Source organism: Pseudoflavonifractor sp. MCC625 (genome assembly GCF_018784545.1).
Lineage (GTDB): Bacteria > Bacillota > Clostridia > Oscillospirales > Oscillospiraceae > Pseudoflavonifractor_A > Pseudoflavonifractor_A gallinarum.
This window is the reverse complement of the sequence record NZ_WQOJ01000010.1, coordinates 76,993-101,121: the sequence shown is the minus strand read 5'-3', so window position 1 is coordinate 101,121 and position 24,129 is coordinate 76,993. Positions and strand designations below refer to the sequence as shown.

22 protein-coding genes and 1 other RNA gene are annotated in these 24,129 nt (G+C 56.1%); 10 read left to right on the top strand and 13 right to left on the bottom strand.

Annotated features, from left to right (window positions below):
- Nucleotides 1-72: 72 nt before the first annotated feature.
- The 5 genes from GPK94_RS03405 to GPK94_RS03385 all read right to left on the bottom strand — a co-directional run bounded on the left by GPK94_RS03405 (nt 73) and on the right by GPK94_RS03385 (nt 5,916).
- Nucleotides 73-1,116, bottom strand: a complete 1,044-nt coding sequence (locus GPK94_RS03405; RefSeq protein ID WP_101692222.1) for a BMP family protein — start codon at nt 1,114-1,116, stop codon at nt 73-75.
- 112 nt (nt 1,117-1,228) lie between these two features.
- Nucleotides 1,229-1,543, bottom strand: coding sequence for a TIGR04076 family protein (locus GPK94_RS03400; protein ID WP_215654446.1), 315 nt, complete (start codon nt 1,541-1,543; stop codon nt 1,229-1,231).
- A gap of 373 nt (nt 1,544-1,916) precedes the next feature.
- Nucleotides 1,917-3,680: a dihydroxy-acid dehydratase gene (gene ilvD, locus GPK94_RS03395; protein ID WP_215654443.1), complete on the bottom strand. Its 1,764-nt coding sequence runs from the start codon at nt 3,678-3,680 to the stop codon at nt 1,917-1,919.
- 51 nt (nt 3,681-3,731) lie between these two features.
- Nucleotides 3,732-5,150: an SLC13 family permease gene (locus tag GPK94_RS03390; RefSeq protein WP_101692224.1), complete on the bottom strand. Its 1,419-nt coding sequence runs from the start codon at nt 5,148-5,150 to the stop codon at nt 3,732-3,734.
- A gap of 61 nt (nt 5,151-5,211) precedes the next feature.
- Entirely contained in the window at nt 5,212-5,916 is a 705-nt protein-coding gene (locus tag GPK94_RS03385; protein WP_101692225.1) for an RraA family protein, read from the bottom strand.
- Nucleotides 5,917-6,206: 290 nt separating this feature from the next.
- On the opposite strand from GPK94_RS03385, the gene GPK94_RS03380 reads away from it, so the two are divergent.
- Entirely contained in the window at nt 6,207-6,920 is a 714-nt protein-coding gene (locus GPK94_RS03380; RefSeq protein ID WP_101692226.1) for a FadR/GntR family transcriptional regulator, read from the top strand.
- Between the two features lie 23 nt (nt 6,921-6,943).
- Here GPK94_RS03380 and GPK94_RS03375 read toward each other — a convergent pair whose 3' ends face one another.
- Entirely contained in the window at nt 6,944-7,210 is a 267-nt protein-coding gene (locus GPK94_RS03375) for a hypothetical protein (protein WP_101692227.1), read from the bottom strand.
- 237 nt (nt 7,211-7,447) lie between these two features.
- Here GPK94_RS03375 and GPK94_RS03370 point away from each other — a divergent pair, with 237 nt between their 5' ends.
- Genes GPK94_RS03370 through GPK94_RS03355 form a run of 4 tightly spaced genes read left to right on the top strand, consistent with a single transcriptional unit; the run spans nt 7,448 to nt 13,538 of the window.
- Nucleotides 7,448-9,151 carry an HlyD family efflux transporter periplasmic adaptor subunit gene (locus tag GPK94_RS03370; protein ID WP_186962988.1) on the top strand — a complete coding sequence of 568 codons (1,704 nt, stop codon included), beginning with the start codon at nt 7,448-7,450 and terminating at the stop codon, nt 9,149-9,151.
- Nucleotides 9,152-9,164: 13 nt separating this feature from the next.
- Nucleotides 9,165-9,860, top strand: a complete 696-nt coding sequence (locus GPK94_RS03365) for an ABC transporter ATP-binding protein (protein ID WP_101692229.1) — start codon at nt 9,165-9,167, stop codon at nt 9,858-9,860.
- Nucleotides 9,857-11,101, top strand: coding sequence for an ABC transporter permease (locus tag GPK94_RS03360; protein ID WP_193539085.1), 1,245 nt, complete (start codon nt 9,857-9,859; stop codon nt 11,099-11,101). Before GPK94_RS03365 ends, GPK94_RS03360 begins: the two co-directional genes overlap by 4 nt.
- 25 nt (nt 11,102-11,126) lie before the next feature.
- A complete protein-coding gene (locus GPK94_RS03355) occupies nt 11,127-13,538 on the top strand; it encodes an S-layer homology domain-containing protein (protein ID WP_215654439.1) in 2,412 nt (803 codons plus the stop codon).
- Between the two features lie 80 nt (nt 13,539-13,618).
- Here GPK94_RS03355 and GPK94_RS03350 read toward each other — a convergent pair whose 3' ends face one another.
- The 5 genes from GPK94_RS03350 to GPK94_RS03330 are packed head-to-tail and all read right to left on the bottom strand — an operon-like array spanning nt 13,619 to nt 18,945.
- Nucleotides 13,619-14,434, bottom strand: a complete 816-nt coding sequence (locus GPK94_RS03350; protein ID WP_215654437.1) for a hypothetical protein — start codon at nt 14,432-14,434, stop codon at nt 13,619-13,621.
- Between the two features lie 12 nt (nt 14,435-14,446).
- On the bottom strand, nt 14,447-15,820 hold the full coding sequence (locus tag GPK94_RS03345) for a hypothetical protein (RefSeq protein WP_215654435.1): 1,374 nt from the start codon (nt 15,818-15,820) through the stop codon (nt 14,447-14,449).
- Entirely contained in the window at nt 15,807-17,618 is a 1,812-nt protein-coding gene (locus GPK94_RS03340) for an ATP-binding protein (protein WP_215654433.1), read from the bottom strand. Before GPK94_RS03340 ends, GPK94_RS03345 begins: the two co-directional genes overlap by 14 nt.
- A 22-nt stretch (nt 17,619-17,640) precedes the next feature.
- Entirely contained in the window at nt 17,641-18,366 is a 726-nt protein-coding gene (locus tag GPK94_RS03335) for a response regulator (protein WP_193539076.1), read from the bottom strand.
- A gap of 42 nt (nt 18,367-18,408) precedes the next feature.
- A complete protein-coding gene (locus tag GPK94_RS03330; protein ID WP_101692236.1) occupies nt 18,409-18,945 on the bottom strand; it encodes an NUDIX hydrolase in 537 nt (178 codons plus the stop codon).
- A 250-nt stretch (nt 18,946-19,195) separates the two neighbouring features.
- On the opposite strand from GPK94_RS03330, the gene GPK94_RS03325 reads away from it, so the two are divergent.
- From GPK94_RS03325 to GPK94_RS03305, 5 genes are all read left to right on the top strand, one after another.
- Complete coding sequence (locus GPK94_RS03325) at nt 19,196-19,687, top strand: adaptor protein MecA (RefSeq protein WP_215654431.1); 492 nt, start codon at nt 19,196-19,198, stop codon at nt 19,685-19,687.
- 101 nt (nt 19,688-19,788) lie between these two features.
- Nucleotides 19,789-20,259 carry an SsrA-binding protein SmpB gene (gene smpB, locus GPK94_RS03320; RefSeq protein WP_101692238.1) on the top strand — a complete coding sequence of 157 codons (471 nt, stop codon included), beginning with the start codon at nt 19,789-19,791 and terminating at the stop codon, nt 20,257-20,259.
- Between the two features lie 45 nt (nt 20,260-20,304).
- A complete protein-coding gene (locus tag GPK94_RS03315) occupies nt 20,305-20,829 on the top strand; it encodes a peptidylprolyl isomerase (protein WP_215654429.1) in 525 nt (174 codons plus the stop codon).
- Nucleotides 20,830-20,993: 164 nt separating this feature from the next.
- Nucleotides 20,994-21,341: a transfer-messenger RNA gene (gene ssrA / locus GPK94_RS03310) on the top strand.
- A 196-nt stretch (nt 21,342-21,537) separates the two neighbouring features.
- A complete protein-coding gene (locus tag GPK94_RS03305; protein WP_215654428.1) occupies nt 21,538-21,753 on the top strand; it encodes a hypothetical protein in 216 nt (71 codons plus the stop codon).
- 207 nt (nt 21,754-21,960) lie between these two features.
- Here the strand turns inward: GPK94_RS03305 and GPK94_RS03300 are convergent, their stop codons facing one another.
- Complete coding sequence (locus tag GPK94_RS03300; protein WP_215654426.1) at nt 21,961-22,890, bottom strand: ABC transporter permease; 930 nt, start codon at nt 22,888-22,890, stop codon at nt 21,961-21,963.
- A 12-nt stretch (nt 22,891-22,902) separates the two neighbouring features.
- Nucleotides 22,903-24,063, bottom strand: a complete 1,161-nt coding sequence (locus tag GPK94_RS03295) for an ABC transporter permease (RefSeq protein ID WP_193536018.1) — start codon at nt 24,061-24,063, stop codon at nt 22,903-22,905.
- Between the last annotated feature and the right edge of the window lie 66 nt (nt 24,064-24,129).

The window sequence follows — 24,129 nt, the reverse complement described above, 5'->3', positions numbered from 1 at the left end:
GATTGGAAATTCCGCCGGGAGAAGTTCCCTTCCCCCGGCGGTGATCATGTCTAACCCTTTACTTTGATAATGTTACTGATCAAAGGTAGACTTGGGCAGAATGCCGGCCTCGGCCAGGGAGCCGTCGTTGATCCCTGCAATGATCTCTTCGATCTTTGCCTGCTCCTCTTCTGTCAAAATCTCGTCATGCCCGTTGAAGTCGCTGAGGTAGAGTGCGCCTTCCGGCATACCAAACAGGTGAAGCTCCGGAGTGAATTCCCCATTGATGACCGACTCAATGATGGCCTTGATCATAAACTGGTTGCTCTGGATCATGGAAACCATGACCGTATCCGGCGCCACCTCATACTGATCGCTGATGTATCCAATATGGCGGATTCCTTTTTCCTTGGCCGCATCGATTACGCCCAGAGAACAGGAGTTTGCATTGGCACACAGGACATCCGCGCCCTGCTCAATAAACGCCATACCCATTTCTTTTCCCTTGGCGATGTCGGTCATAGACTCGGTATAGCCGGTCAACACCTCGGCATCGGGATTGATGTACTTGGCACCTTCAGCAAAGGCCTCCACCGAGTCTTTGATGTGAGGAGCTGTGCTGCCGCCGATCATGCCGACCACACCGTTTTCAGAATACATGGCTGCAACCGCGCCTGCCAGGAATCCGCTCTGAGGCGTATTAAAACGATAGGCGCCTACATTCGGTTCCTGCGCATAGTTTCCGTTCATTACCGCAAAGGTTACGTCCGGGAAAGATCCCGCCACAGCCAAAGCCGCGTCCGAGAGCTCATTTCCAACGCAGATGATCAAATCATACCCCTGATCCGCATAGTCACGCATCACGGTCTCATAGTCCGGCTGCGGAACCGCCTCTGTATAGGCGCCTTCCACACCATACTCCTCTTCTGCCATCTGGAGGCCTTCGTATGCGGACTGGTTCCACCCGGCATCATTGATGTATCCGGTCAGAATCATCGCCACTTTCGTGGTATCTTCCCCTCCACCGCTGGCAGTACCAGGATCGCCCGACGGGGCAGGATCGCCGCCGCATCCGGCCAGCAAAGAGATGGAAAGAACGCCGCTGCAAGCAAGAGCCAGCATCTTTTTGCATTTCATAATTCAATTCCTCCTGATCCATCATTCATTATTTTCTGACCGCACCTTTACCACTCTGTGCGATCTGTTACGCTATCACATGGCCTTCTGTGATCGAAGGAGTGTTTCCCCATTACTTCTGTTCGGGATCTTCAAAGACCTCGATACGGAAAATCGTGGGCTTGTCCGGATCCGGACAAGCCACCCGGGTCACATTTGGGGTTTCATCCCAGGGGTGTCTTCCCCCCAGTTCCAGAACCCGAAGCTGCGGCCAGAGATTGTGGAACGCCGCCGCACAGAAATCGGAAGGACATCGCTCAAAATCAAATTCAAATACCTGTCCTTCCCGGTGGCAGTGGCAGGGCTTCCCAGTCGAATCAATGGGACATTTCTCTACCACAATCCGTGCTTTCTTTGGATTGTTATACCGCTTTCTTGTCATATCCATCGCATTACGGCCTCCCTCTGAATATCGTGCTCACGGGTCGTTTGTTCCAAAATTTCTTTTATTGCAGGAATCTGTGTCATACACTTCCGAATTAGATACCTGAAGTATAGTACTCAATTGTCTAATACGTCAATTATTCTTTTTATTATATCTATAATTTTGTATATATGTACAATTTCCATCTTTTTTTAACCTCAATTACCCCTTGCTATATGGAAATAAGGAAGAATTAAAGAAGTACTTTTCTTTATTTTCCCATTTTACTTCCGCAACCCCTTTACCACAGGTTAGGGCAACAAGAACCATGCTTTTTTGTCCGCAAAAAGCCGGGGACCATTGTACTCATACAACGGTCCCCGGCCTCTCTACTTTTTTACATTCCAGCTCCCTGCATTGCAGATCTGGCATGCTCCGTATACTTTTTAAATACGCCCTTTCGTACACCAAGCGATTTGAGCTGCATGACTTTCTTCCGCTGCTCAAACACTGCAGCCACCTGCTCTAGGCTCATTTTCTCACCCTCACATCCGACTACATTCAGCGTACGTTTGGGAATATCAAAGCAGATGATATCCCCATCTTTGATATACGCGATCTCTCCGCCGGCTGCTGCCTCCGGAGATACATGTCCGATGGCGGGTCCTCTTGTAGCACCGGAGAAGCGTCCATCGGTTACCAGAGACACCGTTCCATTCAAATCCTTGTCGGAAACAATTGCCTCTGTTGTCATCAGCATTTCAGGCATTCCGGAACCTCTCGGTCCCTCATACCGGATGATCAGCACATCTCCAGGCTTTACTTTTTTATCAATGACCGCATAATAACAGTCTTCTTCGCTGTCAAAGACACGGGCAGGTCCCTCATGTACCCGCATGTTTTCCGCAATGGCTGCATATTTTACCACCGCGCCCTCTGTGGCAATATTGCCCTTCAGGACGGCCACCGATCCATTTTCTTTTATCTTCTCCTCCGGGAGAAGGACATCATCCACGTTCAGTTTGTAGTTGGCCAGATATCCGACATTCCGTTCAAAGAAATCGTCTTTTGCCAGACATTCCAGATTTTCTCCCAGGGTCATGCCCGTACAGGTCATCACATCCAAATTCAGATGCTTCCGCATCCGCCACTGCACCGCAGGAATTCCTCCCGCAAACCACATACACTCGGTGGGATATTTTCCGCTGGGAAGAATATTGGCAATATGCGGAATCTTGTGATTGATCTCGTCAAACAGCTCCACCGGCAGATCAATCCCCAGTTCACGGGCCAGATCCGGAATATGGATCATCGCATTGGTAGAGCCACCTACCGCGCAATGAATGATGATCGTATTGATCAGTGCCTCTTTTGTCACAATCTGATCAAAGGTGATCCCCTTTTGGATTAGATTCATAACGGCCTTGCCGGCATTTCTTGCGTAAGTATCAATATCCCGCATGGTCGCAGGCGCCAGGGCAGAGCCCGGAAGGGCAACTCCCATGGCCTCTGCCAAGCTCTGCATAGTACTGGCTGTTCCATACATCTGGCAGGCTCCTACCGACGGACAGGCCGTCAGCTTATAATTGCGCACATCTCGCTTTACGGCCGGATTGTCCCGGTCCCGCTCCTGGCGCAGCGTCAGGTCGCCAATCTCATCAATGTCAGATGTCATGTTGCGGGATGGACGCATACTTCCGCCCGGCACAAAAACCGTGGGAAGATTTAGGCGTGCCGCCGCTTTGAGATGACCGGGAATGCTTTTATCACAGGAGGAGAGCAAGACCAGTCCGTCCCACGGCACAAACCGGCCATGAAGCTCCACCATATCGGCTATGCTCTCTCTGGAGGCCAGAATATAGTTCATTCCATCATGCCCTTGGGCACATCCATCACAGATATCCGTGGTATGGAACCGGCCCGGTTTTCCGCCGCTCTCATAGACGCCGATCTGTACCTGTTCTGAGAGACGGCCCAGATGCGCACTTCCGGGATGGCTGTCTCCCAGGACGTCCTCTACCAGAACCTGTTTCTTCTGAATGTCGCTCTCGGTCCACCCGATCGCCAGTTGAAGGGCGTCGAACTGCGGCCACAAAAAGCGCTCATTTTGACTGCAATTGCAGGCCGTTGTACAGCTCCCATTGCACTTATAGTCACCCATATGATTACCTCCCAAAGTGTAGCCAGCTTTCTGCTATCCAGTATGTGATCCTTACATGATTCCAATGCTAGTAAAAATGGCAATCAGGATAAAGCACATCAGACTGCTCACTCCACAGGGCACCGTGATGTACTTGATGCCCTGCTTCAAATTCAAGTTGAAGAAACGGCTGATGACCCAGAATCCGGAATTGTTCATATAGTTAAACAGGATCGAACCGGCTCCAATCGCCAGCGTGGTGGCAACGGGAGTGATCCCCAGTGTCCCCATCATGGGCAAGACGACTCCGGCCGCTGTAATACCAGCGGTAGTAGCCGATCCTACCGCCGCCATCATGATCGCACTAATCAGGAACGGAACCAGCAGCCCGGGGATACCGGACTCCACAATCATAGATGCCAGTCCGTCAATCGCGGGGGCAGATTTGATGACGGCAGAGAAGGCGCCGCCCATGCTGGTGATCAGCAGGGCCGGCAGAGCCACTTCACAGCCTCTTGCGATCCAGCTGTTCAAAAGGATGTCATGGAACTTTTCCTGCTCTTTGTGGGTAGAATCACGGTCGCTCTTGCGAACGGCTTTCTGGTGGAAGCATCCCAAAAGCATCGTATAAATGACACCCAGCCCCAAGGCTACAATTTTATCTCCAAAAATTGCAGTCCAGTTGCGGATTGCCGCATCTTCCGCCACGCACATGTTGATAAAAGAGCTTCCTGCAATCAGAACCACCGGGATCAGAATGGTCAGAAAGGCCGGCAATGTTCCAGGCAGATCCTCTCCACGGATCAAGATGTCCTCCACGCGGTCCGACTCCGTCTCCTGAATCTCAGCTACAACCTCAGGGACCGGCTCAATCCACTCTTTTTCGGTCCACTTTCTCAGGGCCACCCACGTTAGCATCAGCGCAGCCAAGGAAATGACAATTCCCCAGCTGATCGTCATACCCAGATCCGCCCCCAGCATAATGCTGACGGCCAAAATGCCAGGCGTAGGGGGCACCACCGCATGGGTCAGGTTCAGGCCCGCCTGCGTAAAGGCCGCCATCTTACTCATGGAAATGTGCTTTCTCTTGCTCAGCACGTTCGCAATATTGGAAGTAAGGATCGTGGTAATGTCTCCAAATACAGGAATGGACACGATGTAGGCCGTCAATGCGGGAGCCAGCTCTAAATTTTTTCCATGGAAAAGACGAATGAAGAAATTGGCGATCGATTTTGCCGCGCCTGTATCCTGAACGCCCATGGCCAGGATGGCTCCCAGCATGATGGGAACGCCAAGACTTGTCATGGTACTGCCAAAGCCGCCGGTCAATGTCGTCAGACTCTCTACAAAGGAAAATCCCAGGCACAGGGAAAATCCCAGACCGACCAAAAAGAGTGCAAAGGTGGGGTGCAGATTGATCTTCATGATCAAGAAAACCAGGACAATAATGGTCAAAATGAGCATAATCAGGAATCCAATTGGTGATGCCATATTTACTCCTCCCTTTTAACTTTTCTGTTCTCTCGGATACCTCTTGTATTACCTCCTGACGTTATAAGATCCCGTATTTCTCAAATGCCTCTGTTGCAGACATTCCATTCTCAATTTCTTTTCTCACATGCTTCTCTCCGGCGGCCTTGATCAGCGCTTCCTTTAAAATCTCAGGCGCGATGCTGCGCGGAATGATCAGCACTCCGTCAATGTCTCCAAATACCACGTCGCCATTCTGGATGACAACCTGTCCAATTTCAATGGGGCAGCGCACCTCTCTCACGTAGGAGCGAATGGAAGAATCCTGTGCCCAGCATCCGGTGCAAAAAACAGGGAAATTCTGCTCCAGAACCTGCGGCGTATCTCGGCTGTACCCATCTAAAACTGCACCAGCGGCGCCACGGGTCCGCGCTGTGGCCGTCAGTAACTCCCCCCAGAGGGCACTGTTATGTGCCCCGGTTGCGATATAGACTTCATTCGGCTTCAGCTGATCCAGTGCTTCCGTCATATATCCAAAAGGTTTTTTCTGCTCTCCATAGACATCGCATTCCAGGACGGTGCAGGCATATCCGGCAATCTTCATTCTCTTGTCCGGGACGGTTGCATCAATAAAGGAACTGGGCGCCATCGTTTCAAGTGGTCTGATGTTTGCAGGCAAAAATTGATGACAGTATCCCGCCTTGTCCAGGATATCGCCGACAACGGGCGTATACAGCTTTTCCTTCATCAATTCAAACATCTCTTCTTCATTTGACCATAATTCCATGATAATTCCTCTCCTTTTCTCTTTTATGGCGAGTAAATTAAATTTATTTTTACTTTTGCTTTCTTTAAATTCATCATACCATTATTTTTTTAAAAATCAATCTTTTTGTAATATTTGCAAAATATTTTATCTATTTGTACATTATTATTCTTTATTTTTGTGCATATTGTACTTATTCCACGTTTAATTCGTATTATGTATTCAAAGAAAATGATCCGATCTTTTATACGCAGTTGCTTTTTAAACACTTATAGTCTAAAATAAAACAAAAACATAAAGGTTGGGTGCATATGGATTCCCAAAAAACACCTATCGATATGAATTCCAAGCCCTCTCGCACCAATGAGACCGCCGAAAAACTGATTTCTTTTATTTTGTCTCTCAACATGAAAGAGGGGGATCGGCTTCCAAATGAGGCTGAGCTCTCCTCCATGCTGAAGGTAAGCCGCAGTACGCTTCGTGAGGCGATCAAGCAATTGGTCGGCCGCAATATTTTGGATGTGAAGCAGGGATCGGGTACTTACATTTCCAGTAAGCGCGGAATACCGGTCGACCCGCTGGGCCTGACGTTTCTTGCACACAATAAGAAATTGGCTATGGATCTGATCGATGTGCGCATTATGCTGGAACCGCACATTGCAGCAGCCGCCGCAATTCACGCCACAGAAGAGGAGTGCCAGGAACTGCTCCGTCTCAGCTCGCTTCACGCTTCTCTGATCTGTGCTGGTGAGGATTATCAGGATGCTGACACAAAATTCCACGAACAAATTGCAAAATGTTCCGGAAATGCAGTCCTCGTCAATCTGATTCCGATCATTTCATCTTCCGTGTATGTTTCCACTACCATCTCCGACATGGATTTTCGCCAAACCTCGATCCGCTACCATCAGATGATTACAGAAGCCATTTGCCGCAAAGATTTTCTCGGCGCGCAAAATGCGATGTTGGCTCATTTGAATGCTTCCAGAGATTACTTTATTCACATGGATGATACCGTGAGCTGACGGGCCTTTCCGTTGGGCTTCCCTCAGCCGGTGCGCGATTTTTGGGTAAAAAGAGCGGCGCCTGGAACTCCCTTGTGTTCCAGGCGCCGCTCTTTTCCATCACCCCAGGCTGCGTCAAAGGAAATGGAGAGCATCTTCTGGTCCCGCTCCACACAGTAAATGGGCAGCTCCCGCTCCGAGGCCGCCACACCTACGACCGCCGGATGGTTGACCGTTACGAACATGGCCGCCGCCACCGCCAAACAACCTGCTGCCGCCAGGATCTTTCGCTTTAAAATAATACATTTCATGATAAAACCCTCCCTCATAACCATTGTCGTCCTATCCATATGCAGTAAAACACGCTCCCATGTGCTCGCCTTCTTTTGTCCCCCTTCTCAGGAACTTTTTGACTTCCCTGTGCGTCAAAAGGAAAGCCGGAAATTTTAAGGTTTTATTAAGAACTTGTCATCCTTTTGAAAATACCTTTTTATAAATGGTGTGATACAATAGGGTGAACTATTATCCAGGCATAGGAGGAAATGAATATGACGGAACAACAGACCCCCGTTCTCACCCCTGAGACGTCCCCTACATCCGCCCCGTCTCCCACTGCCCCGCCCAAGAAAAAACGGAAAAAGAAACACCTTAAGGGAATCATTACCCTTGTTATTCTGCTGGCTATTCTGGCCGGCGGAGGTTATCTGCTCTGGCGCTTTGTCCTTCAGCCCCCTCCAGTGGAGCAGGGTGAGATCTATGCCGTCCCCGCCTCCATCGGCACCATCCAGAGCGTGGTACAGGGCAGCGGTAATGCTAAAGCCAAGGAATCGGCCGCTATCACACTGACCGAGGGTGGTACCGTACGGGAGGTTTTCGTCAATCCCGGCGATGTCGTCACAGCTGGACAGCCTCTGTACACCATTTACAGTGAGGCCGCTGAGAAGGCCGTCTCGGACGCCCAGGAAAAGGTGTCTAACCTGAACCGGGAGCTCTCCAAATTGCAGGAGCAGGTCTCCGATCTGGTGGTCAAGGCTCCCTTCGCCGGAAAACTGATGAATGTGCAGACCTTTACCCCGGATCAGGATGTCTCCAGCGGCGCAGAGGTCACCACACTGGTCAACGATAAGAAGCTCAAGCTCTCCCTCTATTTCAGCTATGCCTATGAAAACAGCATCGCGGTGGGGCAGAGCGTGTCGGTCAATATCCCCGCTGTCATGAAGGACTTTTCCGGCAAGGTGGAAAAGATCAACAAGGTCAGCTATATCTCCCCCGAGGGCGCCGTCCACTTTGAAGTGGTCGTGGTCTTCGATAACCCCGGCACCCTGACCGCCGGCATGGATGCCTCGGTGGCCATCGCCCTGGCCGATGGCACCTCCGCCTACCCCTACGCCTCCGGTAAGACCGAGTACTATGAGACCCGTACTATCACCACCAAGGCCAGCGGCCCCGTGGTCTCTTCCAACCTCCTCAACTACGCCAATGTGACGGCCGGACAGACCCTGCTCACCCTGGGCTCCGACACCCTGAACGACCAGATCACCGCCAAGCAGGATGAGATCGCCACCGCACAGAAGGCATTGGAGGACGCCCAGAAGGCTCTTGCCAACTTCAACGCAGTGGCCCCCATCGACGGCACCGTGACCGCCTGTACCCTGACCGTCGGCTCCGAGGTCAAGAGCGGCGATACCGTCATCATCATCTCCAACTCCACCACGATGCTGGTCACCATTACTGTGGATGACCGGAACATCTCCTTTATCAAGCCGGGCAACACCGTGGATCTGGACTGGAACGGCTCTACTTACATCGGTACCGTCACCTCCATTGATATGAGCAAGGCGGAGAGCAGCAACGGTATGACCAACTACCCCGTGACCCTCACGGTGGACAATATGGACGGCAGCCTGGTGGATGGCGCCTGGGTCAACTACTCCTTCGTGACCAGCCAGTCCGACGACTGTGTGCTGATCCCCGGCAGCGCCGTCAAGAGCGTGCTGGACAAGGACGGCAACCCGCAGACCGTCGTGTTCATCAAGGCCGACAGCAAGCCGGAAAACACCCTGGAACTGGATCTGCCCGAGGTGGAGCCTGGCCAGAAGCGCACCCTTCCCACCGAGGAGGACGGCTACTATCCCGTCGCGGTGGAGACCGGTATCTCGGATACACAGAACGTAGAGATCAAATCGGGCGTGGAGGAAGGCATGGAGGTCTTTGTCAACTATACCGTGACCGAATCCAGCTCCAGCTGGTAAATGGGGTGTCTTTATGCTCATTGACATCAAGAACCTCTATAAGATCTACAACGAGGGCAAAGAGAGCGAGGTGCGGGCTCTGGACGGCGTCTCCCTGTCGATCGACCGGGGAGAGTTCGTCGCTATCGTCGGACAGTCCGGTTCCGGCAAATCCACGCTGATGAATGTACTGGGCTGTCTGGACATCCCCACATACGGGGACTACTATCTGGACGGCACCGATATCACCTCTCTGAGCGACCGTCAGCTGGCCCGCATCCGCAACCGGGAAATCGGCTTCATTTTTCAGGGCTACAACCTCATTCAGGAGCTGGATGCCCTGGAAAATGTGACCCTCCCCCTGATCTACCGGGGTGTACCGGCCTGGGACCGGGAGGACCTGGCCATGGAGGCCCTGGAGAAGGTTGGCATGGCCGAACGTGCCCACCACCGCCCCAGTGAAATGTCCGGCGGACAGCAGCAGCGTGTGGCCATTGCCCGCGCCATTGCTACTCGCCCCCCCATCATCATGGCCGACGAGCCCACCGGCGCTCTGGACTCCAAGACCGGCAAACATGTGCTGGAGATCCTCCGGGACCTCTACCGGGAGGGAACCACCATCCTGCTCATCACCCACGACGACCACATCGCCGCCACCGCCCGCCGGGTGGTGCGCCTTTCCGACGGCGTCATTATCTCCGACGCCCCCCAGGAGGTGGATTGGACATGAACCTGCTGCAAGCCTTCAAGATGGCCTTCAAGTCCATCGCCTGCAAAAAGACCCGTTCCTTCCTCACCATGCTGGGCATCATCATCGGTGTCGCCTCGGTGGTCATCATGGTCTCGGTCGTTCAGGGACAAAACCAGAAAAACCTGGAATACTTTGAGAAGATGGGCAACAACAAGATCAATGTGGACGCCTACTATTTCTACGGCGGCGACAACGGAAACACCGTCTTTCAGGACCTGTATGACTACTGCCTGGGCATGCAGGACCTGGTGGTCGGCGTGACGCCCACCATCAATCTTTACAATGAGATGATCATCAAGTACGGCGCCAAGACCCTGTCCACCCAGAACTATGAAAACTGGGAGGATATGATCCAGGTGGTCCTCGGCTCGGACCAATACGGTGCCTGCAACAACTATACGCTGGCCAGCGGCCGGGAGCTGTCCTATCTGGACATCCAGAACACCAACAACGTCTGTGTCCTGGGCGGCCGCCTCAAGGAGACCCTCTTCAACTTTGTGGACCCGGTGGGCAAGACCATCACCATCAACGGTCAGCCCTTCCTGGTAGTTGGCTGGTATGAGCGCAAGGACCTGGAAAACTGGCCGGAGCTGGACAATATGCTCCTTCTGCCCTATACCTTCAACCGTACCCTCAACCAAAACAGCGCCATCAACTCCTTCGTGGTCAAGGCCAGAAGCGCCTCGGCCACGGTGGAGGCCATGACCCGCCTGGATGCCTTCCTCAGCTCCATGTTCCCCAAGGATGCCACCGGCATGCCCACGCGGGGAGACTACAACATCCGCAGCGACAATGCCTCGGCCGATTCCATCCAGCAGCAGAGCAACATGCAGGCCATGGTTCTGGGCGGAATTGCCGCCATCTCCCTGTTGGTGGGCGGTATCGGTATTATGAACATCATGTTGGTCACCGTGACCGAACGCACCCGGGAGATCGGCATCCGCAAGGCCATCGGCGCCGAACGGCGGAGCATCATTACCCAGTTTCTGATCGAGGCCGCTGTCATCTGCGGAATCGGCGGCCTGCTCGGCATTGGTCTGGGCTATATCGGCACACTGATCGCGGGCCGCTTCCTGCTGGATGGGACGCTGCTGCTGCCCAGTACCCCCATTGCTCTGGGCGCCTTCCTGTTTTCTGTGGTGCTGGGCGTCCTCTTTGGTATGTATCCTGCCATCAAGGCCAGCGGCCTCCAGCCGGTGGAAGCACTGCGTGCGGATTGATCCCAAGTGCAAAGGAGAGAAGTGCATGAACTGTAAACGTATTCTGGCCGGGGCCCTTGCCGCGGCAACTCTTGCAGGACTGCTGGTCCTGCCCGTGGGCGCGGCCGACGGCTCCGCGTTCCACGACATCAGCGATGCCGACACTGCCGAAGCGGCGGAGATCCTCCGCCTGCTCGGCGTAGTGGACGGCACCGGCGGCGGTTCCTTCCGCCCCTCGGCCACCCTCAGCCGGGCGGAATTCTGCAAAATGGCGGTGGATGTGATGGGCAAGGGCGATCTGGAGCCCGCCCAGCGCAACCGTACCATTTTCCTGGACGTCGGTCCCAAGCACTGGGCCCGGGGCTATGTGAATCTCGCCTCCTCCCTGACCACCAGCGGCGAGCTGGCGGATACCTCCAGCACCTCCTCGGACAAGGGCGAGAGTGCCCCTGCCGCTGACCGCCTGATTCTGGGCGTGGGCAACGGCACCTTTGAGCCTGACCGCGCCATTACTTATGGAGAGGCCGTGGCCATTCTCACCCGCGTGCTGGGCTACACCACCTCGGATATCGCCACCGGTTCCACCTGGTATGACGGATATCTCTCGGTGGCCGGAGAAAACGGGCTCACCCAGGGCCTGGGCCTGAAGGGCAATTCCACGCTGACCCGCGGCGAGGCGGCGGAGCTCTTCCGCAACCTCCTCTTTACCGATGTGAAGGGCTCGGAGGAGTGCTATCTGGTCCAAAAGCTGGGCGGCACCCTCACGGAGGACACCGTTCTCCTCTCGCTGGATAAAAACCAGAGCAGCGGCTCCACCACCGTTACCGTGGCCAACGGCCTGGATACCCGCTCCCCCAAGACCCAGCGCACTGAGCTCTCTTCCTCGCTGCTGGGCGTCCGGGGTGAGATGGCCCAAGACAAAAACGGCAATTTCCTCACTCTGCGCCCCAATGAGGACGACTCTGTCCGGCGCGTCACGGTCTCCGGCACGGTGGACGCCAACTATATCACAGCCGGCGGAGAAAAGATCACCATCCTCCCGGAAACTCCGGTCTGGAAAAACGGCGAAGCCACGACCTTTGAAAAGGTATGGTCCTATCTCTACAACGGCACCCCCATGACCCTCTGCTATGGCCCCTCGGGCAAGCTGGACTATGTCTATCTCTCCTCCGCCTCCCAGTCCAGTGACAGCGTCATGGTGGCACGGACCAAGCCGAACGGCACCACCAATCCCTTCTCCTCCCTGGCGGGCGGACGCACCGACTATCAGCTCTACAAGAACGGTGTCCCTGCCACAGTCGCTGACCTGCGCCAGTACGACGTGGCCACCTATGACAGCGGCGCCAATATCATCCGGGTCACCGACCTGCGTCTCACCGGCCTGTATGAAAACGCCTATCCCAACCCCACCGCACCCTCCAAGCTGACCATGCTGGGACAGGAGTTTACCGTTCTTCCCGGGGCTGTGGCCGATCTGGCCCCCTTCCGTCCCGGCGATCAGGTGACGCTCCTCTTTACCTCTGACGGCCGGGTGGCCGGCGCCCTGGATCCCTCCCTGGCCCGCTCCACCACGGTGGGCGTCGTGGAGAAATGCTCCGCCAGCAGTGCGGAGGTCAAGCCCCTCCTGGACCTCTTCAACGCCAAGGGCGAAAAGGTGGTCTTTACCGGCGATCCCGGTCTCAACGAGGCCTCTGCCGACAAGATGGTGGGCCAGCTGGTCACCATCTCCTCCGGAAAGCAAGGGAAACTCTCCCTCACCCGTCTGGGCGGCGGCAGCGTCAGCGGTACCCTCAACGTGGCCTCCCGCACCCTCAACGACGTTCCCCTCTCGGAGAATGTCCGCATGTTTGAACGGGTGGGCAACAGTGAGCCTCATGAGATCACCTTTGACCAGCTCACCCGGACCAGCGTCCCCTCCTCCAAGATCCTCTACGCCGGCAAGGATTACACCGGCAAGTACAACATCCTGGTCTTTGACGATGTGACCGGCGACCAGTATGACTACGGCTTTGCCAAGTATACGCCCGCAGAACCTTCAGACAATATCTGGGTTGCCAACAACCCCACCATTGCTGTTAAAAATGGAGCAGATAAAAATGGTGACAACAGCTTGGTTTTTGGTGGTACTTTCCGTTCTGGTGATGTAATTGGCATCGTCCCATCTATGGATACCATCAACGGCGCTCATAAATTGGCCGGTTCTGTCACACTCCAGTCCGCCTCCGGCATTCGCCGGGCGGCCTACGATCCGGACAACCATATGCTGAAGGTGGGCGACTCCCTCTATCCTGTCTCTCAGAAGGTCTGGTGTTACAACGAGACCACCGGCCACTGGTTTGAGGCCGATACCGGGTACGAGCGCTTTGAGCTGGCCCGGGCCTACTCCGATGACCTGACCGTCTACTACGACAAATCCCCCGAGCAGGGCGGCAAGATCCGCCTGGTCGTGGTGGAGTAATTCCGTTCTTCTCCCAGTTATGAAAAAATACCCGGCGGCGGATCATAGAATCCGCCGCCGGGTATTTTTATCGGTGTTGTTTACAGCATTTTCCCGTCGCTTCCGTTCAGCATATAGGAGCCGCTGTCGGTCTCCACATACCAGACCGGTGTCAGGGTATATGGCCGGCTGTTGGAGAGGTGATACCCCGCCGTAATGGAGTAGATCTGGCTGAACATCCGCCCGCTCTCATTGCGCTGTCCCAGAAAGCGCATCAGCATGGTGGGGACGTTGAGCATATCAGACTCTTTTAAAACGCTCACTTCCCCAAAAATTCGCTGGCCTTCCATGGTGTGCAGCCCGCCATTCTGATAGTGGAGCTCCGCCACGGCATTAAAGACCGGCACACCGTCCAGATTCTGCCGGAAGGTGAGGATCTCCTCCTCTCCGCTGCTGCGGCGGTCGGTCAGTTCTCCGCCGAATTCCAGACAGGAGAGCTTTGCCAGCCCGTGGACCAGGGGTTCCTGTCCATTGAGCATCATCTCTCCCGGGTTAAACTCCGCGGAGAAGCGGCCGTTACTGAAGGTCTCCAGCCGTCCGGCTGCCCCGGTATAGACCAGGCGGACACTTCCTCCCTCATCCTCCCAGCTGCAATGCCCCAAGAGGGCCTGCGCCTGCTTGGGAGGGGTCTGAAGATTCTCCTGTTCCACCAACAGAGTGGGAAGCTCTTTCTCTTCCGGCAGAATGCTGCGGGAGACAGTAATTCCATTTTTCTCCAGTGCCTGCAGTACCTGTGTCAGGGATGCGCTGGCATCCTGTCTCTGCTCCCACTCCTGCTGCAGCGCCGTGACCAATAAAATTCCATTGAGCAGAAGCAAAATGAGGAGAATAATATTTTTTATTTTAGACCATTCCAACGGCGCACCTCCTCATCCGGCCATCCAGGACGCCTGGGCGCTGTTTCCGTCATCCCGATAGCACAGGCTCAAATCTGCGCCGGCCTCCAGATCCAGAGCCGACAGGGCCGCGATCGCCTGTGTCTCCGGCAGCACCAGGGTCTCTTCTCCGGTCGCCGTATAGCAGCGCAGGTGCATCTCATAGGATGTGATCCGGTCCTCACGCACCGTAAACGAGGCGGCCTCTCCGTCCTCGAGACTTACATCTGCTCCCCCCAGCGTATAACCAAAGCGGATCTCCCATCCGCCTTCCGGCTGCTCCAGTATCTCTTTCAGATAGATCTGTGCCTCATTGGCTGTCGTACCGCACCAGGCCTCCAATGCTTTGTAGAAGAGATTGCGCCCTGCCTCTACTGCCTCAGACAGGGAGACGCTGCCCTGACCCACTGGATACCGTGCTGTGGAGAGGGCCTCCCCATCTTCGTAAAAGATATCTCCGTTTTCGCTCAGCCGCAGCCCGTCTCCGTCCCGGAGGACCCATGCGTCCCCGATGGAATAATCGCTGCCCCGGAACCCTAACGTACGTTCCAGTTCTGCGCGGACCGCCTCGTCGCTCAGCTCCAAGGTCTGCGTCACCTGATAGCGCTGTGCTGCCGGCGCATCGGGCAGGAGCAGGACTTCCGGGGCCAGTGTGCGGTAAGATTCCTCCTCCCGCTCAAAGGCAAACCGGGCGCCATTATCCCCATACTCCAGCAGCGTATTATTCAGATATCCCTCACATACCACCGACGTATTACAGGCATAATACAGGCCCTGCTGATCATCCATATAGTAGAGGGTCGCCGTTTCCGCGCCCTCTTCCGCGGTCAGGACCAAGCGCCGGGCAGAGCCGGGCAGGATTTCCACGTCTCCGCCCTCCGATGCCCAGCGTACCATCAGTTCCATAGGTACGCTGCCCAGAAAATCAAAATAAAGTCCCGGTGTCTTCAGCGCCTGCTGCCAGTCCAGGGCAGAGACCGTCTGAGCGTCCCGTGCGCTGGCCAGCCCTTCGCTGAGAAATCCGCTGAGTGCCCCAAAGACCTGTTCCGCCTGCACGGTATCGTACTGGATCCCATAGCGGCTGACACTTTCTCCCCCCTGTCCGCACACCGCAATGCGCACAGGATGGGGGAGAGATGCCGGACGGCCTGGATCGAGGGAGGGCGATACCTCCGATTCCTTCCCTGCAAAGAAGCTGCTCAGAGAGGAAAACCACACCTTATCTCCCGCTACGGTATAGATCTGGCTGCGCCCCACCAGGGACACCGCAGAGCAGATCAGCAGCAGGATGAGCACATCCTTCCCCAGTTCCACTGCCCTGCGCCGTTTGCTGAGGCGGGGCTTGCGGACCGTATTACGCAGTTTCATAGCCGGGGCCCTCCATCTTCAGCTCCATACGCACGGTCAGGCCGGGGCCCGGACGGTCTACCAGACGGAGTACACCCTCGTGCCGGTCGATGATCTCTTTTGCAATGGAAAGACCCAGGCCTGTGCCGCCCGACTCCCGGGAGCGGGCCTTATCCACCCGGTAAAAGCGCTCAAAGATCCTGGGCCGGTCCTCTACGGGGATGCCGATGCCGTTATCCGACACCTCCATCCACACCCAGTTCCCATCCCGTCCGGCCCGAATGAGGATCTTTCCATTGTCCGGGGTGTATTTGATGGAATTGGAAATCACATTCATCATGACCTGAACGATCCGCTCCCGGTCGCCGATCACCTGCGGAAGCTCTTCCTCCAGCAGCAGACGCATATCATGGCCGTGGCGCTGGGCCTCCATGCGGTTGGCCTGGTATACATCCTCTACCGCCTGCCCAAACGAGAAGGGAGCCATTTTCAGCTCGCTGTGTCCCGAATCAAAGCGGGAGAGGGTCAGCAGATCCTGTACAATATGGGTCATCCGGTCGCTCTCGGCCAGAATAACACTCAGGAAATTTTTCTCCATCTCCGGCGGGATCTCCCCTGCGCTGTCCACCAGAGTCTCCGCATAGCTGCGGATATTGGTCAGAGGCGTGCGCAGCTCATGGGACACATTGGCTACAAACTCCCGCCGCATCTCCTCGGTCTTGCGCTGCTGGGTGACATCGTGGATGACCACCAGCACGCCGCCCTGGCGCTCCCGGTAGAAGGGGGCCAGGAGGAGCTCCAGGCTGCGGCCATTGACCTCCCGGGTACCGTTGAGGCAGCCGTTGGCCTCCACCGCAAGCACATCGTGAAGGGGAGCAATATCCCCAAAGAGGAATTCATAGTTATAGCTCGGCTCTTCTCCCTGTTCCTCATTGCTCACGGGAATGGGCCGCCCCAGCATTTCCTCCGCAGCGGGATTGGCATGGATCACCGCGCCCGAGGCGGAAAAGGCCACCACGCCATTGGTCATATAGAGGAAGAGGGTATCCAGCTTATTGCGCTCATTCTCCACCTCGGTCAGCGTCTCCTGGAGCTGCTGCGCCATGGCGTTGAAGGTTCCGGTCAGAATACCGATCTCATCCCGGGAGGCCACCTCCAGCTTGTAGGAGAAGTCCCCCTCGGCCACCCGCTCGGCACCCTCGGTCAGGCGTTCAATGGGAATGACCATGGTTTTGGACATCAGGAAGGAGAGAAGCACCGAGATCATCAGTCCGAAAAAGAGCGATTTGACGATCAGATCGATGAGGGCCCCATTCAGGTCTGAGATGCTGGCGCGGTTATCATAGATATAGATGATATAGTCGCTCTCTCCCCGTTCAATGGGAAAGGCCACATCCATATAGCGGGAGGATACGTCGCTCTCATACCCGCCATCCTTGCCGTTGAGGGCGAGGCTCAGATTCAGAGAGCTGAAATCCAGAATGGGATCACTCTGGGTATCCGAGGTCTCCAGACACCGCCCGGTCTGTCCGTCCAGAACATAATAGTTCCGGTTGCGTCCATCTACGCCGAGGGAGCCGTTATAGGATTCCAGGATCATGGCGATCTGCTTGGCCCCGTTTTCCTCTCCCTCTACCGGAGTACGCAGGGCCGCCATCAGGTCGGCGTCCTGTCCGAACACCTCTTCCATTCTGGTGTAGAAGTCGTGGATATAGTAGCTCACCACGGAATTGATGAGGAAGGCGCCCACCACCGTCATCAGTGACACGATGAGCAGCGTCATGATGAGCACCAGTTTCATATGCAGGCTGCGAAACATGCGCGCGCCTCCTCTCCTTTCCTTACTGCTCTTCCCCGTGGAACAGGTACCCCAGTCCCCGACGGGTCAGGATGAACTGGGGCGAAGCGGGGTCGTCCTCCACTTTCTCGCGCAGGCGCCGGACGGCCACGTCCACCGCCCGCACATCGCCCACATATCCCTCGTAGTTCCAGACATGTTCCATCAGCGCCTCCCGGGAAAATACCTTCCCCGGCTGAGACGCCAGAAACTTCAGCAGCTCATACTCCCGCTGCGTGAGGTCCAGCGGAGCGTTATCCTTATAGCCCACCATCTCGTCTGTGTCGATGCGGATGCGGCCCTGTACGATCTGATTGGCCCCGCTATCTGTGCGGGGCTCCTTGGCCGCCTCGTGCAGCAGCACCTCGGTACGGCGGATATTGGCCTTCACCCGGGCCAACAGCTCCCGCATGGAAAAGGGCTTGGTGATATAGTCGTCGGCCCCCAGCTCCAGCCCCAGCACCTTGTCAGTCTCCTCTTCCCGTGCGGTGAGCATGAGCACCGGCGTGCTCCGGTTCTTTTCCCGGAAGGCTTTGCAGACATCAAACCCGCTGCGCTTGGGCAGCATCAGGTCCAGCAGAATGAGGTCCGGATTCTGCTCCAGCGCCAGCTGGAGTCCAGCCTCTCCGTCATAGGCCTCCAACGTCTCATAGCCCTCCCGCACCAGATTGAAGCTGAGGATATCCACGATATTCTTTTCATCCTCTACAATCAGAACCCGCTTTTTCATGGGTCTCCTCCTTCTTGTCTCGCGCTCTGTATGCTCCAGGAATCAAAGGCCCAGCAGCACCTTGACCTTCAGCGCGGCGGCTACCGTCTTTCCGTCCGCGATCTCGCCGGACATGACCCGCTCCACCAGCGTCTGGAAGGGAATCCGCTCCCGCTCCAGGAACTCATCCTCATCGGGGTGGCACGCCCCCTGGTGGAGCCCCCGGGCCAGATACATGTGCAGCACTTCGCTGGAAAAGCCCGGAGAGGTATAGATACAGCCCAGATAGGTCAGCTCATCGGGCACCGCGCCCACCTCTTCGCTCAGCTCGCGCAGAGCGGCCAGGCGGTGATCCTCCCCGTACTCCAGCTTGCCGGCAGGCAGCTCGGCAATGACCTTTTGGAAGGGATAGCGGAACTGGCGCACCAGTGTGACGGTGCCGTCCTCATAGAGGGGCAGGATCACCACGCCGCCGGGATGCTCTACCACCTCCCGGGAGGCCTTCCGCCCGTTGGGGAGCTCAGCCTCATCCAGGCGCAGGGTAACAATACGACCCTTGAATTTGATCTCAGAGGACAGCGTCTTTTCCAACAACTCCACGCGTAACACTCCTTGTCTCCGGGCATTCGCCCGTCTGCATTCTTCCGGCTTGGTTCCGTATTGTATTAGTGTACCACAAATGGCGGCCGCCCGCCAGTCCGGACCCCTGTCGGCGGCCAATTTTTCCCACTGCTGTCCGGGGAAACATTACCGCTGTAAAAGCCCCCGCCGCCCCGGTATAATGGAAGCAATCCATCCCCTATTCCCTCTTCCGGACCCAGGGGAACACTATGGAAAGAGGAGGCATTTCATGACCATTCACCCCATCGGTACATCCAGCATAGCCCTCTATCTCTCCCCCTCCGATCTGGAGGAGCGGGGACTTACTGGCGACACCTTTTCCGACGAGGCCGCCCTCACCCTTACCCGTGCCCTGTGCCGGGAGGCCGGCATCTGTCTGGAGGGCACCCTGGAAGTGGACGCCTACCCCGGGGGCGACGGGCTATTGGTCTTTGCCTATGTCCGTCCGCCCCGTCAGATCTGGTTCATCTTTGATTCCCTTCCAACGCTGTGTGCCGCCGCCCGGAGCCTGCCCGCCCTTCCCCCGTCGGCCGCGCTCTTCTGGTGGAATGACGCCTGGTGGCTCTCTCTGCCCGGCACAGAGCGCTGCGCCATCCATATCCTCAGCGAATACGGCACCTCTCTGCCCTCCACCCCCTTCCGGGAGGGACAGCTGGCCGAATACGGCCGCCCCGTCTTTGACCGGCAAGCCCTGGAGCAGCTGCTCCTCTATGATCCCTGAGCCAATACGGGAAGATTCCCACACCTTTCGTCGAACTGCTTGACAGACATGCTATAATATTGGTACGATAGACACCAGAGATCCGAAGCGGAGGTGAGACCGTGGAGCGCAAGGGCACAAAACTGATTGCAAAAAACAGCAAGGCCTTTCATGACTACTTTATTGAGGACCGCTACGAGGCCGGCATTGCCCTTTCCGGCACCGAGGTCAAATCCATCCGTCAGGGCAATGTGAATTTGAAGGACTCCTTCTGTCTCATCAAAGACGGGCAGATGCAGGTCATCGGCATGCACATCAGCCCCTACGAGAAGGGGAACATCTTCAACAAAGATCCCCTCCGGCCCCGCTCCCTGCTGATGCACAAGCGGGAGATCCTCCGCCTGTTCATGAAGGTGAAGCAGGACGGGTACTCTCTGATCCCCCTCTCCCTCTATTTCAAGGATTCCCGCGTCAAGCTGGAGGTCGGTCTTGCCAAGGGCAAGAAGCTCTATGACAAGCGGGACGCCGCGGCCGCCAAGGACGCCAAGCGGGAGATGGACCGCACCATGAAGACCCGACGCAATTACGGCTGATTCGGCCGCTTTTACGCGTGATGTATACGAAAGGACGTGTTTCCTATGGCTCAGAATCCCATCGTGACCTTTGAGATGGAAAACGGCGGCAAGATAGTTGCCGAGCTCTATCCCGAGATCGCTCCCAACTCCGTCAACAACTTCATCAGCCTGGTGAAGAGCGGCTTTTATAATGGCCTGATCTTCCACCGTGTTATCCCCGGATTCATGATCCAGGGCGGCTGCCCCCAGGGCACCGGCATGGGCGGCCCCGGCTACTCCATCAAGGGTGAGTTCTCCGGCAACGGCTTCAAGCAGAACACTCTGAAGCATGACCGCGGTGTGCTCTCCATGGCCCGCGCCATGCACCCCAACTCCGCTGGCAGCCAGTTCTTCATCATGGTGGAGAAGGCGCCCCACCTGGATGGCCAGTATGCCGCCTTCGGCAAGGTCATCGAGGGTATGGACGTGGCCGACGCCATCGTGGGCGTCAAGACCGACGCCATGGACCGCCCCTTTGAGGAGCAGCGGATGAAGAGCGTGACCGTGGAGACCTTCGGTGTGGACTACCCCGCGCCGGAAAAGTGCTGAGTTTCAAGTTTTTCCTGTGATCGTTGTTCCCACCAGGGAACTGCAACCTCCCATCCCGCCGAAACCCAATAAAATGGGTTCGGCGGGAAGAGGAGGCGCAAGGGAGCGAAGCAAGGGATGCCCATACCTGGGTATCCCGAGTGGAGCGGACTTTGCGACGATATGGGGGCGTACTGGTTTCGACGGGGACGTAGAGGCCGGAATAGCGGGCAGATGCGCCTAACATCTCTAAAATGGGCAACTTATAAATTAAAGAACAACGATAACGTCGTTCTCGCCGCTGCTTAATTAGCGGCCGTCCCACCCGGAAGGACCACGAGCCGGGATGGGGCGTCGTTTAGTGGTGCACGTGTGTGCGCAAAGCTTTGAGCGCACCATGAATCATGAAGCTACCAATCCCTGAAGTGTGACGGCTCACGTCAGGGTGCGGGAATGGAAAGAACCGTCTGCGCCCGGAGAAGTTCCTGCTGAAGCGTTTTCGGACGGGGGTTCGACTCCCCCCGCCTCCACCACGTCGCCGCGGACGTCATATCGTTCGCGGCGACTTTTCCATAAAAGTCACCTCTCACTCATTTTGTCGCGGCTCCTTCCCAAATCGAACCCGCTTCGCTGGGCTTCGATTTGGCATTGGTGCATCTTCGAACATATCAGCATTTATACTGTTTCTATATTCCAAATTAGAACCAGAGCCAGTATAGGGGAGGAAACATGCAAAAGGTAGTTTATATCAGCAATAGCCGTAATTATACGGAACAAAATGATATCAACGACAATAAATATCTGGTCCGTCTCAACAAATTGTTAGAAGACGGTTGGGTCATCTCACAGATGAACACACAGACGGTAGATGTGGACCCGAACTTGGATCGCTATCTTCACAAAGAGACGCTCGTGTCTTTTGTAATCCTGGAAAAGCCGGAATAACCATTGCAACCGGTTTTTGTGTATGAATCCCTCTCTTCCATATTTGTTTTCCCCGGAAAGTCTATATAACAGACTTTTCGGGGAATTTTGTTTTTCCATAACAATGCCCCCTGATACAAAAAATAAACCACATAAGGCGTGCAGTTCCTTCTTTGAACATATATGACCCCCGGAAGAAATCTTCCGGGGGTCTCATACGTTCTGCTCTTATTTCTCATAGGGCTTGGACAAAGCTGCCGGACGGGCGGAGGCCTTGCCCCGGACTAGCAGCACCATGATGAGCGCCAGCACCATCGGGATCACCAGCAGCAGGCTGGTGGGGATGGGGACATTGTAAATCTGAAGGCGCATCTGGAGTGCGTTGCCCGCGCCGAAGATAAGTCCGCCGGCCAGCGCACCAAAGGGATTCCACTGGCCCAGGATCACACAGGCCACCGCCATATAGCCCCGGCCGGAGGCAATGTTATCCACAAAGCAGTTGGTAAAGCAGATGGACAGAATCACACCCGCCACAGCCGCGCAGACATTTCCCAGCACCGACATACCATATTTCCAGCCGATGACATGGATGCCCATGGTGTCGGCCGCCTTGGAATACTCGCCGATGGCCCGGATCTTCAGTCCCCAGGTGGTCTTATAGAGCACAAAAGCCAAAACAAACACCATCAGGTAGGAGACATACACCAGAAAGCTGTGCCGGAACAGGACCGGACCAATCACGGGGATGTCGCTCAAGAGTGGAATAGGCACCTCCTGAAAGGCCGGCACGGTCAGGGGAACATCCCGGACACCCCAGATCATCCGGGCCAGCAGAGAGGTGAGGCCCGCAAAGAGAATGTTGATTCCGGTCCCGGTCACCGCCTGGTTGGCGCGCAGGCTGATGGTGGCCCATCCAAAGATCACGCCCAGCACCACGCCGCCGAGGATGGCCAGAAGCAGTCCCATCCACGGACTCTGGAACAGATAGGAGCCCAAAACCGCCAGGAAGGCCCCCAGAAGCATGCCCCCCTCAATGCCCAGATTGAAGATACCGGCCCGCTCCAGCATGACCTCGCCCGCAGCAGCCAGAATGATGGGAGCCGCCATCCGGATTGCCGTATAGAAAAAATCCTGATTGAAAATACCCAGAAATTCCATACGCTCTCCTCCTTAGACCGTGCCGGACAGGCTGCCGCTCTGGCGGTTCTTGCGGTTCATTTCCCGCAGCGCCAGATAGCGGGGCAGCTTCATCAAAATGGGGCTGATTGCCACAAAGAAAATAATGACGCCGCTGAGCACCATGCTGAAGCTGGTGGGCAGATCGGCCGCCCGGGCCATGCTGCCCCGTCCGGATTTCAGCGCGCCGAAGAGGATCCCAGCAATGACCACGCCGAAGGGATGCTTCTGTCCCAGCATGGCCACGGCCAGCGCCTCATAGCCGTAGTTGGACAGAAAGCCCGAGCGCAGACGGTACTGCGACCCAAGGATCTCCGCCGAGCCGGCCATACCGGCCAGTCCTCCCGCCAGGATCACAATGACCATCTGCATGCCAAAGACATGGATACCCGCATGCCGGGCCGCCGTGGGATTTTCACCCAGCGTCCGCAGATCATGCCCAAAGGGGGTCTTGAAGAGCACGAAGAAGGCCAATGCCGCCAAAATCACCGCCAGCAAAAAGCCCGCGTGAAGGCGTGTCCCGGAGAAGAGAATGGGAAGCCGGGCGGATACCGCCACCTGGGCCGACTGAGGGGCAAATTTATCGGCCTCCTTCATGGGGCCCTGTACCAGCGCGGTGATGATGCCGTTTGCAATGTCATTGAGCAGCATGGTGGTAATCATAAAATTGACCCCGTGCCGCGCGAAAAAGTACCCGGGGACGGCAGCCCAGAGGGCTCCGCCCAGAAAGGCGGCCAGCAGACACAGGGGCACATACACCGGGGCAGGCAGGCCCTGCAATTGGGGCAGCGTCCCCACAAAGGTGGCGAAGATACCGCCCATCACGATCTGTCCCTCTCCGCCCAGGTTGATGATGCCGCACCGTGCCGCCAGGGCGATTCCCAGGCCGGTCAGGATCAGCGGAGTGGCCATGACCAGGCTGTTGGACAGGTTATAGGCCCCTCCGAACGCGCCCTGCACCAGCGCGGCGTAGGCCTCCAGAGGCGACGCCCCCTGCGCAAGGATAATGATGCTGCCGATCAGCAGGGAAACCACGATGGCCACCACTGGGATCAGGATGTTGAATACCTTTTCAAACTGCCGGACCAGTTGGTCCAGCCGGTCGTAGCTGGCAGACGCATCCGCTTTGGGCGGCGCCGCTGTTTTTTCACTCATAGTCGCGTTCCTCCTGGCCATTTATCTCTCCGAGCCCCGCCCTCTTTGCAGGTATTTTCCGGCAGG

Excerpts from the sequence above, each read along its gene's own strand:
- GPK94_RS03300 (WP_215654426.1), bottom strand. The coding sequence starts at position 22,890 with ATGGAATTTCTGGGTATTTTCAATCAGGATTTTTTCTATACGGCAATC.
- GPK94_RS03355 (WP_215654439.1), top strand. The coding sequence starts at position 11,127 with ATGAACTGTAAACGTATTCTGGCCGGGGCCCTTGCCGCGGCAACTCTT.
- GPK94_RS03325 (WP_215654431.1), top strand. The coding sequence starts at position 19,196 with ATGACCATTCACCCCATCGGTACATCCAGCATAGCCCTCTATCTCTCC.
- GPK94_RS03400 (WP_215654446.1), bottom strand. The coding sequence starts at position 1,543 with ATGGATATGACAAGAAAGCGGTATAACAATCCAAAGAAAGCACGGATT.
- GPK94_RS03340 (WP_215654433.1), bottom strand. The coding sequence starts at position 17,618 with ATGTTTCGCAGCCTGCATATGAAACTGGTGCTCATCATGACGCTGCTC.
- GPK94_RS03375 (WP_101692227.1), bottom strand. The coding sequence starts at position 7,210 with ATGAAATGTATTATTTTAAAGCGAAAGATCCTGGCGGCAGCAGGTTGT.
- GPK94_RS03390 (WP_101692224.1), bottom strand. The coding sequence starts at position 5,150 with ATGGCATCACCAATTGGATTCCTGATTATGCTCATTTTGACCATTATT.
- GPK94_RS03370 (WP_186962988.1), top strand. The coding sequence starts at position 7,448 with ATGACGGAACAACAGACCCCCGTTCTCACCCCTGAGACGTCCCCTACA.
- GPK94_RS03335 (WP_193539076.1), bottom strand. The coding sequence starts at position 18,366 with ATGAAAAAGCGGGTTCTGATTGTAGAGGATGAAAAGAATATCGTGGAT.
- GPK94_RS03405 (WP_101692222.1), bottom strand. The coding sequence starts at position 1,116 with ATGAAATGCAAAAAGATGCTGGCTCTTGCTTGCAGCGGCGTTCTTTCC.
- GPK94_RS03315 (WP_215654429.1), top strand. The coding sequence starts at position 20,305 with ATGGCTCAGAATCCCATCGTGACCTTTGAGATGGAAAACGGCGGCAAG.
- GPK94_RS03360 (WP_193539085.1), top strand. The coding sequence starts at position 9,857 with ATGAACCTGCTGCAAGCCTTCAAGATGGCCTTCAAGTCCATCGCCTGC.
- GPK94_RS03305 (WP_215654428.1), top strand. The coding sequence starts at position 21,538 with ATGCAAAAGGTAGTTTATATCAGCAATAGCCGTAATTATACGGAACAA.
- GPK94_RS03345 (WP_215654435.1), bottom strand. The coding sequence starts at position 15,820 with ATGAAACTGCGTAATACGGTCCGCAAGCCCCGCCTCAGCAAACGGCGC.
- ilvD (WP_215654443.1), bottom strand. The coding sequence starts at position 3,680 with ATGGGTGACTATAAGTGCAATGGGAGCTGTACAACGGCCTGCAATTGC.
- GPK94_RS03365 (WP_101692229.1), top strand. The coding sequence starts at position 9,165 with ATGCTCATTGACATCAAGAACCTCTATAAGATCTACAACGAGGGCAAA.
- GPK94_RS03385 (WP_101692225.1), bottom strand. The coding sequence starts at position 5,916 with ATGGAATTATGGTCAAATGAAGAAGAGATGTTTGAATTGATGAAGGAA.
- GPK94_RS03295 (WP_193536018.1), bottom strand. The coding sequence starts at position 24,063 with ATGAGTGAAAAAACAGCGGCGCCGCCCAAAGCGGATGCGTCTGCCAGC.
- GPK94_RS03380 (WP_101692226.1), top strand. The coding sequence starts at position 6,207 with ATGGATTCCCAAAAAACACCTATCGATATGAATTCCAAGCCCTCTCGC.